General features: G+C 38.3%; 12 protein-coding genes. 3 read left to right on the forward strand and 9 right to left on the reverse strand.

From position 1 onward, the window contains the following. Positions 1-2: 2 nt before the first annotated feature. The 5 genes from ACIFPW_RS05215 to ACIFPW_RS05235 form a co-directional block, all read right to left on the reverse strand. Positions 3-236: a hypothetical protein gene (locus ACIFPW_RS05215; protein ID WP_430242542.1), complete on the reverse strand. Its 234-nt coding sequence runs from the start codon at positions 234-236 to the stop codon at positions 3-5. 194 nt (positions 237-430) lie between these two features. Continuing rightward, positions 431-964, reverse strand: coding sequence for a dihydrofolate reductase family protein (locus ACIFPW_RS05220; RefSeq protein ID WP_430242545.1), 534 nt, complete (start codon positions 962-964; stop codon positions 431-433). A gap of 132 nt (positions 965-1,096) precedes the next feature. Next, the gene (locus ACIFPW_RS05225; RefSeq protein ID WP_430242547.1) at positions 1,097-1,561 is read right to left on the reverse strand and encodes an NUDIX hydrolase; all 465 of its coding nucleotides are present in this window, start codon (positions 1,559-1,561) and stop codon (positions 1,097-1,099) included. Between the two features lie 140 nt (positions 1,562-1,701). Beyond that, complete coding sequence (locus ACIFPW_RS05230) at positions 1,702-2,043, reverse strand: hypothetical protein (protein WP_430242550.1); 342 nt, start codon at positions 2,041-2,043, stop codon at positions 1,702-1,704. Positions 2,044-2,250: 207 nt separating this feature from the next. Beyond that, positions 2,251-3,009, reverse strand: coding sequence for a C40 family peptidase (locus ACIFPW_RS05235; RefSeq protein ID WP_430242553.1), 759 nt, complete (start codon positions 3,007-3,009; stop codon positions 2,251-2,253). A 324-nt stretch (positions 3,010-3,333) separates the two neighbouring features. Between ACIFPW_RS05235 and ACIFPW_RS05240 the strand changes: the two genes are divergently transcribed. After that, positions 3,334-5,007, forward strand: a complete 1,674-nt coding sequence (locus ACIFPW_RS05240; protein WP_430242556.1) for a CoA-disulfide reductase — start codon at positions 3,334-3,336, stop codon at positions 5,005-5,007. A 242-nt stretch (positions 5,008-5,249) separates the two neighbouring features. On the opposite strand, the gene ACIFPW_RS05245 is transcribed toward ACIFPW_RS05240, so the two are convergent. Continuing rightward, a complete protein-coding gene (locus ACIFPW_RS05245) occupies positions 5,250-6,542 on the reverse strand; it encodes a hypothetical protein (protein WP_226612899.1) in 1,293 nt (430 codons plus the stop codon). A gap of 503 nt (positions 6,543-7,045) precedes the next feature. On the opposite strand from ACIFPW_RS05245, the gene dgt reads away from it, so the two are divergent. Both dgt and ACIFPW_RS05255 read left to right on the forward strand, forming a co-directional pair. Then, positions 7,046-8,503: a dGTP triphosphohydrolase gene (gene dgt, locus ACIFPW_RS05250; RefSeq protein ID WP_226612898.1), complete on the forward strand. Its 1,458-nt coding sequence runs from the start codon at positions 7,046-7,048 to the stop codon at positions 8,501-8,503. 20 nt (positions 8,504-8,523) lie between these two features. Then, positions 8,524-9,258, forward strand: coding sequence for a hypothetical protein (locus ACIFPW_RS05255; protein ID WP_226612896.1), 735 nt, complete (start codon positions 8,524-8,526; stop codon positions 9,256-9,258). 263 nt (positions 9,259-9,521) lie between these two features. On the opposite strand, the gene glnA is transcribed toward ACIFPW_RS05255, so the two are convergent. From glnA to hflX, 3 genes are all read right to left on the reverse strand, one after another. Then, positions 9,522-10,859, reverse strand: coding sequence for a type I glutamate--ammonia ligase (glnA, locus tag ACIFPW_RS05260; RefSeq protein ID WP_430242560.1), 1,338 nt, complete (start codon positions 10,857-10,859; stop codon positions 9,522-9,524). Positions 10,860-11,139: 280 nt separating this feature from the next. Then, positions 11,140-12,408 carry an aminotransferase class I/II-fold pyridoxal phosphate-dependent enzyme gene (locus tag ACIFPW_RS05265; protein ID WP_430242563.1) on the reverse strand — a complete coding sequence of 423 codons (1,269 nt, stop codon included), beginning with the start codon at positions 12,406-12,408 and terminating at the stop codon, positions 11,140-11,142. 12 nt (positions 12,409-12,420) lie between these two features. Then, positions 12,421-13,683 carry a GTPase HflX gene (hflX, locus tag ACIFPW_RS05270; RefSeq protein WP_430242566.1) on the reverse strand — a complete coding sequence of 421 codons (1,263 nt, stop codon included), beginning with the start codon at positions 13,681-13,683 and terminating at the stop codon, positions 12,421-12,423. Positions 13,684-13,738: the final 55 nt, after the last annotated feature.

The raw sequence follows: 13,738 nt of genomic DNA on the forward strand, positions 1-13,738 counted from the left end.
CTTTAAGAGGAAGAGCTTTCACGCTCATTTAGGTACTTTTGATAAGCTTCTTTTACTTTATCTCTTTCTGGGGTAATCTTAGAAACTCTGTAATGGATGTCATGAAGGAGATACAGTCCACGAAAAAGGCAACCAGCAACGATGCCAAACGCTACAATACCACCTACTAGTGGCCCAGTCATCATCAAAATGAACCCTAAAATAGAGGCTAAAAAGATCGATAATAGTAAATACAAACAAACCCTCCAATAACTTTTTTCGAATCACTTTCATAATCCCATTCATCTACTATTAAACAATACCATATTTTTACCAATAAACTGCGTCCTTCAAGGATTTTCTTATCAAAATCGCAAAAAAAAAGCGGTTCATCAATGTGCCCAAACCATTTTTGGACAATTTGATTGAACGGCTTTTTCAATATCTTCCATTATCCTTTTTTAACTAAGTAATGAAGCTGTGCAAACTGACCATACTGGCGCACATCGGTTAACTCCAGGTCATGCTTGATCTCACTGTGTTGAAATAGTGGAATTCCTTTTCCAATTAATGCTGGTGCAAGCGAGATAATGAATTCATCAATCAAATTCTTCTCAAGAAACTCATGAACCAATACACTGCCACCGATCAGCCAGACTGTCCCTCCACCCTGCTCATTTAATCTACTCAATAATGAAGAAGGGTCTTCCGATGTAAATGTAACATCGTCTTTGTTTTCACGTGATTGAGTCGTATACACATAGGAAGCTTTTCCCTCATACGGGTTAACCCCGTTCTCCTGATCCATTACCCAGTCATATGTACGTCGCCCCATGATGAGTGTGTCAACATCTTTCATGAACTCCTCATAACCCGCGTCACCTTCTGGATCAACTTTAAAAAGCCAGTCGAGTGAGTCGTCTTCTGTTGCAACGTAGCCGTCAACGCTAGTTGCGATGTATACGGATACTTTTCGCTTTGGCATTGAATTCCCTCCTATATACTCGTTGAAGTGATTTGTTGGAAGATCACTATATCAAATAATGAAAAAACAGCGAATCTCTCTTACTATTTCACATTCAACCTCTATTATGTTGCCTTACTTGAATCATTTCTATTACCCTATGATAGGCTGCTCCTTACCACTTACAAGATCATTAATCATAAGTCTGTGCTCACTGAAGAGGTTTTCCGGAAGATCACCTAGTGAAAAGAATGCTGTCTTCAACGACTCTTCACTTCCCCGTAGCTCACCTTCGAAATCATGACAGCGGAATATAATTTGAACTGGTGACACCTGATCGCCATTACCAAACGTCTTCTCTTTATCTGGACCTGAATAGATTCCAAACAGCGACATGTCTTTCAACACAAGTCCCGCCTCTTCAAATACTTCTCGTCTTGCCGTTTCCTGAACCGATTCATTCAAATCCATAAATCCACCTGGCAGTCCCCATGACTCGCTATCAGTGCGAAGCTGTAACAGCAATCGATTCTCATCATCAAAAACCATCGCCCCCGCTACGACCATAATGACTTTCTCATGTCCTACCATAGAACGTAGGTGCTGTATGTAATCCATAACTAACCTCCATAGTTGTTTATGATTATTCTACTGATCTTTTAACTAAGACGGAAAATAGTTATTCAAGTTTAGAATAAAAATGAGAACTAGAATTCCAAAACATATGAAAGGGATCGTCCAATTTACTTTTATGTATTTCATGAAAAAGCGATCCAATAAGAAAACGAAAAAGCGATAGCCATTGTCCCAAGGCCAAAGAGTGCTCCAGCCCCAATATGAAAGAACGCTGATCCATACACCTCTCGTATTCTAGTTCGATCCGATAGAATCGAGGCTAAGACGTCACTTAACAAAGAAGCCCAAATGCCATAAATGTAGATAGCTAAAAATATTTCAAAGAACAGATGGTTCACACCATGGAAATATGACATTTCCGGATAAAATAGCATTGACGTAAGAAGGGACAATAACACAATATAAGCAACGCTTACCGCTAACTTTCTTTGATAGATGTTTTGTAGTGCGTGATGTTTTGACATGATTGAAACTCACTTTCATAACACAAGATATCTTTTCTCAATATCAATGATATCCATACAGATGACGATTGTAAATGAATGAGAAGATTTCATGCAGCGCTCAATGAACCGCGAAAAAAAGGATGCTAATCATCTTATGAAATGATTAGCATCCCTCTTGAAGTAGCCACGCGATTATTTAGAAATCACGCTGGCCTTATATGATGGTTATTTGAATGACTTAACGCCTAAATAATGGTCTTGCCAAAAATCGTAGCTGAGATCAGTGACTTCCACACCGCCGCTACCTGCGTGGATGATTTGGTTGTCGCCGATATAGATTCCGCTATGTGAAGCTCCTTCTACATCATAAGTGCCTTCAAAAAAGACAACATCCCCGATCGCTGGAGACTCTACTTCTGTCCCGTCATATTTCCACATATCACGTTCCGTTCTTGATAAGTCAACTCCAGCTTCGTTAAACACATATTGGATGAACCCGCTGCTGTCAAACCCGTCTGGAGTCGTGCCGCCCCATACATATGGCGTTCCAATTAAGCTTTCCGCAATGGAAACCACTCCGGATTCGGAAACGGACTCAGTAGGAGCGTCATCTGACGTTTCAGTCGCTTCGGATTCACTTGAGGATAGCGCACCCATAACCTCAGGTCCAGCTATACCGTCTACAGTAAGTCCTTCGTCTTCTTGAAATTCTTCAACGGCATCTTCTGTGATCTGACCATAAATACCATCCAAGTTATATGAATAATAACCGAGAGATTCAAGCTCTGTTTGTAGTGCCGTAACAGCCTCGCCACGATCCCCGCTCAGAACATTGATTGATGAATTAACTGAATCACTTTGCTTCACGTCATTTGAGTCGACCTTAGCAAATGCTCCTTCACTTAAGACTGGAGAAAAGACCATCGCGGCCACCAAAGTAGATGAAGCAATATATTTTCGTGCGGTTAATCTAGATTTGTTCATGTAAATTCCTCCTACCGATTCTAGCTGAAGTTTAGCAACTTGATAGATAAATAAAAATTAAAGATATGTAACTGCTAGCAACCTATATGCCGTGTGATTGTCACACTTCTTCGAGCCGGTTCACCTAGTCTAACAGATAAAGTTCGATCATGAGGTTTCACAGTGATTAAGCCTGGATGATAACTTTTACAAAAAGCATTTTCAATGTTACTAGATGTGACATCATTCAATTAAATGTGAGAACCATCACATTCTTCCCTACAATAATGAAATATAATAAAAGAAACAAATACCCCTATAGGTAATTAAAAAGGAGACGATCATATGAGTAAGAAAATTGTAATTGTTGGTGGCGTAGCTGGTGGCTCAACAGCGGCAGCTCGTTTAAGGAGATTAGATGAAACCGCAGAAATTGTTATGTTTGATAAAGGTGAGTATATTTCTTATGCCAACTGTGGGCTCCCTTACTATATAGGTGGAACGATTGAAGACCGCAAGAAACTACTCGTCCAAACACCAGAAGGCATGACAGCAAGGTATAATTTTGATATTCGTACCTTGAGCGAAGTTACACGAATTGATCGTGCAAAAAAATCCATCTTTGTGCACGATTTAAAATCCGGTCGAACTTACGAGGAAACGTATGACCAACTGATTCTCTCACCAGGGGCGCGTCCGATTGTGCCACCGATTCCTGGTCTTAATGAAGCAAAGGCGCTTTTTACGCTTCGAAATATTCCTGATACCGATCGGATCAAATCATATGTTGATGAAGAGAAACCATCACAAGCTGTTGTTATAGGCGGTGGCTTTATCGGGGTTGAAATGGCTGAAAACTTGAGCGACCTTGGCATGACCGTCACACTAATTGAAATGGCAAATCAAATCATGCCGCCGCTTGATTATGAAATGGCCGCGATCGTTCACAAGCACCTTAGGGATAAAGGCATTAACTTGATTTTAAATGACGGAGTAAAGGCGTTTGAAGGGAAAGGAACGAAAGTACTCACCCAAAACGAAAAAGAGATTGATACTGATCTGATCATTATGTCTATCGGTGTCCGACCTGAAACTGAACTCGCTGTCCATGCTGGTTTATCTGTAGGTACGCGAGGCGGAATTCAAGTAGACGAATACCTCCAAACGAGTGATCCTTCCATTTATGCGATTGGTGATGCCATTGAAGTAAAATGTTACATTAATAAGCAACCAACCATGATTCCTTTAGCATGGCCAGCAAACAGACAGGGACGCCTCGTTGCTGATAACATTTATGGCAAAAAAAGCCCGTATAAAGGGACACTCGGAACATCCATTGCCAAAGTATTTGACTATGCTGTTGCTACGACAGGTAATAATGAGAAAACCTTAAAAAGCCTTGGCATTGCTTATGAAGTTTTGCACGTTCATCCAGGTTCTCACGCCGGATATTACCCAAACGCCTCCCCTATTGCCTTGAAGCTCATTTTCGATAAAAAAACTGGAAAGATCTTCGGCGCACAAGCAGTCGGCAAAGATGGCGTAAATAAGCGAATCGATGTCATCGCAACCGCAATTAAAGGAGGCTTAACCGTTCTCGATCTCCCTGACTTAGAACTCGCCTACGCCCCTCCTTACTCTTCAGCGAAAGATCCGGTAAATATGGCGGGATATGTAGCAAGTAACATCGTTGAAGGTATGATTGAAACCGTTCAGTGGCATGAGATTGATACGATCTTGGAAAACGGCGGCACGCTTATTGACGTGCGAACCCCATCGGAATTTAAGTATGGCTTTATTAAAGGAGCTATTAATCTTCCAGTTGATGAATTACGGAGTAAGTTTCATGAACTGCCGCAGGATAAGACGATTTATGTGCACTGTCAGGTTGGGTTACGGGGGTATATTGCGACACGTATTCTTAGAGAGAATGGTTTTGAGGCGGTTAATCTTGATGGTGGGTATCGGACTTATGAGCAGGTTAAAGGATTAATAGATACAAAGTATGATAACTATTGATAGGACATTAAAAAATTTGCTAATGATGCCTTTTACTAAATAAACTAACACATTAAAATATTATATTTATTATAAGCGGCAAACTTCATTTTATTTTTGGACAAGTAAGCCGCTTTTTGTCTTTATTTTATTAATATCCAATTCTTTTCTTAGTTCTTGATATAAATCAATAGACTTACACCTATATACCCAAATATGTTACAGAGTCTCTACAATTAATATTTAATTTTAAAAGTAACTTCTCATATGAGAAATTGTTCGAAAACGTCTCTAGAGTCTACAAAATAAATACTAATAGTCTTTAGTAAATCTTTATTCTCATAAACTGAATTTATAACTTGGTGCCACGTTTTAATGAATATCTCCACTTCTTTTTCATCATAATAACAAAAAGTAATGGTTGGTTTCTCAATTTTTGACGTCAAAAAATTAAAATATATACCACTTAAAATATGATAATCATTTTCTGGATGCATTCCATAAATAGTTATATGGTTTACTTTTGATAGTGTCATTTTATTCTTTAGCATATCTAAAGTTTTTACAGGTAGCATTTCGTTAATAAAGTTCTTCATAACAAGAACTTGAATTGCGGGATTTAATACCTTAGTCGTTTGATAATCACCCAACATAATATCATTAGTAAAGTATTGTTTATTTCTATATCTGATCGAGTACGACTGAAAATAAGTATAACCTTGTTGATATTCTTGGAAATTCCCATGTAGATAAGTAACTGGAAAATTAGCAACTTTTTCAAGTATCAGATCATAATTAAGGCTAAAAAGCTCCTCGAATCCTTGTAGCCACGCCTCTATTTTACTAAAATTAATCGCATCTTTATTGCCTAAGTTATCTAGTTCAACTGCTTTTCCACCTCTAAAAATAATAGTAATAATCAACAACCTATAACAAATAGAAAATCCATTAAATCTGGTTCTTGCCATTACATCACCTTTTTGATTTGAAACAATCTTTTTGTGACCACCAATTGTTAGAACCGTAATAAAACGATTGTTTTTTAGTTTATATACTTTAAAATCATTGCAATTTTCAATTAGGTGGTATAACCAAATAAGTACTGGCCAATGTTCAATATTTACATATTGAAACCCTTTAGTATTACCAACTAAATATATTTTTCGGGCTATTTCCAACATATCAGGGCCAATTTTCAAGCGATGGATATACTTACTTTTATTAATGAATTCTTTTATATTCTCATTTGTAGTAATGAATCTGGCAAAATCAATACCGTCTATAAATATCTCTTCTAATTCCTTCTGACTAAGTGAACGAATATACTTTAATACATTGTTATAATTTTGTTTAATCACTGTGCGGGTATTTGGTTTAGCATCTGGGGAGATAGAAAATGCTCCATTTTTATGCAATTGATAAATCCCCTGTTTTAAATAACTATAAATATTAGCAAAACCTTTATCAAAATTAATACTAAAGCCATTTCCTACTATCAAACCAGTATTATTTTCTATTATTAATTCATTAAAAGCATTCAAACTAATCTTTTGCATATTTTTTCTCCTTAGAAAATACCAATTAATAGGATAGAATATTCTCAAACATCCTTCTTATGACCGCATGCTAATAATTAACAATAATAACAAAAAAAGCAATCAAATTCTACGTTAAGTTATTATGTTATCTAACTTTCCTCTCTGTACTCTATTTCATAGGGGGTTTTTCGTTTTTGCCAATAACCTTAGTAAATTCGTTACTACTTACTAAGCATACTCCCGATTAGAATTTGTTATATAAAATGTAGCCAGAAATAATTCCAATTAGACCAAATAATGTACCTATCCAAACTTGATTTGAGAAATCCAGTATCTTTATATTAATAATCTCAATAGCATAATTTTTAAGCTGTTCGATAGTACAATTTCACTAGTTCTTAAATTGGGTTTCCCCCCCAAAAAAGGAACTTCGACAATATTGTCGAAGTATATAATGGTTATTAGAATAAGCACTGATCTTGAAGTTTTTTAATAATTAAGTTAAAGAGAGGGAGTTTCAAATGAGAATGGCTTATAAAATAAAATGGGGAAATATTCTAAATGAAACGAGGCATAGAGTTAAAGAACCATCAAAAAAACCTATTAAAGAAGAACATAGTTATGAAGAATCTCTGATAAATGATCACAGAAATCCTTTTGAAGGAGATTACGATAGAATTATGAGCTCTTCCTCACTTAGAAGGTTGCAGGATAAAGCTCAAGTATTTCCTTTACAGGATAGCGACTTTATTAGAACTAGGTTAACACATTCCATGGAAGTATCTGCAATTGCAAGATCATTTGGAACTTGGTTAGAAAAGTGGTTAATTAATGTACAAGGACAGTTAGATAAAAGTGATTCTGGGAAAATCCCTGCAATGCTAGCAACTGCTGGCTTAGTTCATGATATTGGGAATCCTCCTTTCGGCCATTATGGAGAAGATGTAATAAAAAGATGGTTTGATACATATTTTTCATCTAACGATAATTACACCGAACAAGAAAAAAATGATTTTAAAAACTTTGATGGTAATGCTCAAGGCATTAGAGTATTGACAAGACTTCAACTCCTAAATGATCAATACGGTATTAATTTCACATATGGAACTCTATCAATATTGTTGAAATATCCTTGGGATTCTAACCACAAAATCGCTAAAGAAGATGGTAAATTTGGTTATTTTAAAGATGATGAAGAAATTGCACGATCAATTATCAATAATACAACCGGCGTGCCAAATTGTAGAAACCCTTTAACGTATTTACTAGAAGCAGCAGATGATATAGCTTACCTTGGTGCAGATGTTGAAGATGGTGTTAAAAAGGGGATTATACCTTGGGAGAAAATATTTGAAAATACAATAGCAAATGAAGAATCTGAAATTTTCAAAGCATATCCTGATAGCATTTCCAATTTGATTAAAAAGCACAAAATTGCAAGAGATAATAATTTCCCAGATTTCTTACTAACTAGTGTGCAAAACTTTAAAGTCTGGGTCCAGGCAGAAATGATTCGAGAAGTAAAAAAAGCTTTTATGAAAAATTATGATGATATTATGAATGGCGATTTTTCTCCTACAGGAGAATTGTTAGAATCAGCAAAATTATTAAGGGGATTTCTTACAAATTTACTAAAAAAATATTGTTTTCCAAATAAAGAAGTTCTTTCTTTAGAATTAGTGGGAGATTCTGTTATAACTGATTTACTAGACATTTTTATTAATGATTGTATAATGGAACCAATAGAACATGAAAAAAAACATCGGCTTAAATCGGGTAAATTATATAAAATGATATCTAATAATTTCATATTTGTACATCGTATGAATACAGATCCCAATGACCCTAAACCCGTGAGAACCATAAATGAATTAAATGCATATAATAAATTACTACTTATTACAGACTTTGTCTCAGGCATGACAGACTCATATGCTGTTGATTTACATCAAAAATTAAAAGGTGTTAAAATGCCTTAACTTCAAGGAGGGGATTAGATTTGAATCTGAATAGTGAAATTAGACACATATTCTTTGATATCCTATCTGATCGCCCAATTGCTAAGAATTTTATAGAAAATTTAGAAAACAATTCTGAATTAATTCTATTTGGGGGTTGTATCAGAAATTACCTCGATAATGAGTTTTCCAGAATTAATATTCCTAGAGATTTTGATATCGTTCTTAACAATAATATGTTAAATTTAGAATTTTTTATGAGTGATTTAGACGAAAATTTATTTATAAAAAGGAATAAATACGGCGGTTATAAAGTAGTTATTGAGGATTTAAAATTTGATATATGGGAAATTGATAAAACATGGGCATTTAAAGAAAAAAAAGTCGAGAAGAAATCTTATATCGATTTAGTTAATACGGTTTTTTTAAATGTTGACAGTCTCTTTTATAATTTAAACACCCTTGAACTACATGATGAGGAATTTAAAAAAGCTTTATCAACTAACAAACTTGATATTGTTTTACAAGACAATCCATATCCAGAACTAAATTTAGCTAGAGCATTTAGATTTGTAAAAAAATATAACCTTCAATTTTCAGAGGACTTGAAGAATTTCTTCTTTAATTGGATAGCAACTTTTGAAGATCAAAGTAAGGCAATAAATATTTTAAAAGAAATTGAAATTAAGAGATATAAAAATACAACTATAGATAATTCAATTGTATTAAAAGCAACTTCAAAAAGAGATACTACCAAGTCATTAGTAACTATATAAATGTAAAAAAGAAAACCTACTTGGGTTTTCTTTTTTACGTTTCTTTTTTATTAAAGGGAATTCCTTAGTCCTCGTGTTTTTTATAACACTTATAACATTTTCGCTAATCAAACTGTGAATGTTAAGGAGCTTACAAAATTAACACAATCACTTAGTTACACTTTATTTTATATAATTATCACTAAATACTATGTGAAATTCCAAAAAAATGATCAAAACCCCTCAACACACTCGTGTCAAGGGGCCTTCTCTCACTCTATATCTTAGTAAGTCGTCATATACTGTTCGCGTTCCCAAGGGTGTACTTGCGTACGGAACATATCCCATTCGATCTCTTTTGCTTCGATGAAGTGCTCAGCTGCGTGCTCGCCTAGTGCTTTCATCATCACTTCGTCTTTCTTAAGAAGTTCAAGCGCATCGTGTAGTGTTGCTGGAAGGTCTGTGATGCCTTCTTCAACGCGTTCTTGCTTATCCATCACGTAGATGTTGCGCTCTGTTGGAGCTGGTGGCGTCATTTTGTTCTTGATGCCGTCAAGTCCAGCTGCAAGTAGTGCTGCCATTGCAAGGTACGGGTTCGCAGATGGATCTACGCTACGTACTTCGATACGTGTGCTGATTCCGCGGGAAGCAGGAACACGGATAAGCGGGCTACGGTTACGAAGAGACCATGCTACGTAGCAAGGAGCTTCGTATCCAGGAACTAGACGCTTGAAAGAGTTGATCGTCGGGTTCGTGATTGCTGTGAACGCTTCAGCGTGCTTCATAGTTCCAGCGATGAATTGACGTGCTGTTTCGCTTAGGCCAAGCTCATCTTTCGGCTCGTAGAATGCATTTACTCCGTCTTTGAAGAGGGACATGTTGGCATGCATACCCGATCCGTTAACACCGAATAGTGGCTTCGGCATGAACGTTGCGTGAAGGCCGTGCTGACGAGCGATCGTTTTAACCGCTAGCTTGAACGTCTGGATGTTGTCACACGTTGTTAGTGCATCTGCGTATTTAAAATCAATTTCGTGCTGTCCAGGAGCTACTTCATGGTGAGATGCTTCAATTTCAAAGCCCATGTCTTCAAGCTCAAGAACGATATCACGACGGCAGTTTTCACCAAGGTCTGTTGGCGCAAGGTCGAAGTATCCGCCTTTGTCGTTTAGTTCAAGCGTTGGTTCACCGTTTTCGTCCATTTTGAATAGGAAGAATTCTGGCTCTGGTCCAATGTTGAAGTCAGAGAAACCAAGCTCTTCCATTTCTTTTAGAACGCGTTTTAGAACTGAACGAGGATCCCCTTCGAATGGCGTACCATCCGGGCTGTAGATGTCACAAATAAGACGAGCTACTCTTCCTTTTTCAGATGACCATGGGAAGACTACCCATGAATCTAGATCCGGGTAAAGATACATATCAGACTCTTCAATACGTACAAATCCTTCGATTGAAGAACCGTCAAACATCATTTTATTATCAAGAGCTTTCTCAAGCTGATCAACCGGAATTTCAACGTTCTTAATAATTCCTAGTAGGTCAGTAAACTGCAAGCGAATGAACTTAACGTTCTCGTCCTGCGCCATTTTCTTAATATCGTCTGCTGTGAATTTGTTCGACATGTAAAATGAATCCTCCTTAAGAAATAAAAAGATTTTAGTGAATCCGCTAGAATACCTGTACGAGTTTATGTGTGCTTTCCTTATGCTCGACTCGTCAAATGAGTACATTTCGAAGCAATTCAAAAATTCAGAATCGCATTAACATTCGAAATTGCCACTCCCTTCTTCACTTACACTCATCATACACGAACATTCACGTTATCGTGTTAAAGTGCGTGAGGTAATCTCACATGCTTTTTAGAACAAAAAAAGGCAGGGAATAAATCCCTACCTAAATACCCTATGAGACGGTAATCAAACCTTTATTTAATAAATCATCTACGGCACGAAGTACGCTAATTTTCACATGTTCAAAGGTGAGCCCACCTTGAACGTACGCAACGTACGGAGCTCTGAGTGGTCCGTCAGCTGACAATTCAAGACTAGCCCCTTGAATAAACGTACCTGCTGCCATAATCACGTCATCCTCATATCCTGGCATATAAGCGGGTTCCGGACGAACGTGCGCATTCACCGGAGAGGCAGCCTGAATCGCCTGACAGAATGCGATCATTCGCTCTCTATCATCAAACTGAACCGATTGAATGAGGTCCGTTCGCTTGCTGTTCCAATGTGGCGTTGTATTAAATCCAGCTTCTTCAAGTAGGGCTGAGCTATACACAGCACCTTTTACCGCTTGCCCAACCGTGTGCGGAGCTAGGAATATCCCCTGGTACATTTCTTGTAGAGAATAAAGCGAAGCGCCAACTTCCCGTCCGATCCCAGGGGACGTTAAGCGATAGCCGCAAAGCTCAATCAAGTCTTCTCTCCCTACAAGGTAACCACCGGTTTTGACGATACCTGCGCCAGGGTTTTTAATTAATGATCCTGCAATGAGATCTGCTCCAATGTGACAAGGCTCCTGCTCTTCCACGAACTCGCCGTAGCAGTTATCAACGAAAACGATGACGTCTTCCTTGATTGATTTTACAAAAGCAATCATCTCTTCGATTTCAGAGATCGTAAACGATGGTCGGTTCGCATAGCCTTTCGAGCGCTGAATGCCAATCATTTTTGTTTGGGCTGTGATCGCGTTTCGAACAGCTTCAAAATCCACTGCTTCATCCAATAATGGAATCGCTTGATAGCCAATGTGAAAGTCTTTCAATGAACCATTACCTTCTCCACGTGTGCCAACGATTTCTTCTAACGTATCGTACGGTGCACCTGTTATATAGAGAAGCTCATCGTTTGGTCGCAGTATGCCAAATAAGGCAGTTGAAATCGCATGCGTACCAGAGACGATTTGCGGGCGAACGAGCCCCGCTTCTCCTCCGAAAACATCGGCATAAAGCTTTTCAAGCGTATCTCTACCATCATCGTCATAGCCGTAGCCTGTAGATGGAGTAAAATGAAAGTCGCTAATGCGATTTTTGTGAAAGGCCTCGAGAACGCGGTACTGGTTCGCTTCAACGCGCTCATCGATTTCTTTTAATGCTGGCTGGATTTTCTCTTCAGCTTTCTGTGATAGCGATTTTAGTTCTTCTTGATGTGTAAAATTCATAAACATAGTCTTCTACTCCTAATCGTTGTTCCACTCGTTAATGATTCGTTCGTATAAATGCGGTGGGGCATATCCCTTACATCTGTAATGATCTTTCTCTTCATCCCACTCTCGTTCGATTAAAACGGTGTTTCGCTGCAAGTAAGCTAGCTTGTCACCTTGATCGGCGTTAATCGAAATCGAGAAGTATTCCATTTGCTTTAATACTTCGCTTTGCAAACGGTCGTTTAATCGCTTCAAATCAGCTTGCTTTAGGGCTGAGATGAGAATTTGCTCATTGACGCTGCTTTGAACAGACGGATCCGCGCGATCAATTTTATTAAATACAGTGAGCACCGGAATGTGAGATGCTTTCAGATCCTTTAATAGCTTTAACACGATTTCTTCATGACGCTCCCTGTCAGGATGCGAGGCATCAATGACGTGAAGAATCAAATCCGCTTCTGTTGCTTCTTCAAGCGTTGATTTAAACGAAGCGACAAGCGTGGTCGGAAGATCCTGAATAAATCCTACCGTGTCTGTTAGAAGGACGTTGTAGCCATTCGGAAGCTTCAGCTGCCTCGTCATCGGATCAAGCGTTGCGAAAAGCTTGTCCTCTTCATACGAATCGGCATTTGTTAAGCGATTGAAAATGGTCGATTTCCCTGCGTTCGTATACCCGACTAGCGCCACTTGTAGCGTTTCATTGCGCTTTCGTCGTGCACGGTATTGATCACGGTGCTTAACCGTATTGTCGAGCTGACGCTTCAGATCTGTGATGCGGTTACGGATGTAACGACGATCTGTCTCAAGCTTCGTTTCACCTGGACCTCTTGTTCCGATACCGCCTCCAAGCCTTGATAAGGACGTTCCCTGTCCTGCAAGGCGCGGCAGCATGTATTGAAGCTGAGCGAGCTCAACCTGAAGCATACCTTCTCGTGATCTCGCTCGCTGTGCGAAAATATCTAAGATGAGCTGTGTTCGATCAATCACACGTGCATCCAACGCTTCTGATAAATTCCGAAGCTGACTTGGTGAGAGCTCACTATTGAAAATAACGATTGTTGCTTCTTTTTCTTCAATTAGGGAAGCTAGCTCCTCGACTTTCCCTTTCCCTATAAAGGTCGCCGAATGAATGCGCTCCCGCTTTTGTGAGAGCGTGCCTTCCACGACACCGCCTGCGGTTTTAGTTAATGCCGCCAGTTCATCCATCGTATATGCAAACTGTTCATCTGTTTGGTTTTGAAGCTGAATCCCGATTAGAATCGCTGGTTCAGCTGCTTCAATTCTTTCTTTATTCAAATGTACGTTCCCTGCCTTTATCAATCAGTCTGTTCTCATCATACCAGATGCGCAT

This window comes from Pseudalkalibacillus sp. NRS-1564, from assembly GCF_050467905.1.
In the GTDB taxonomy this organism is placed as follows: domain Bacteria; phylum Bacillota; class Bacilli; order Bacillales; family Guptibacillaceae; genus Guptibacillus; species Guptibacillus hwajinpoensis_B.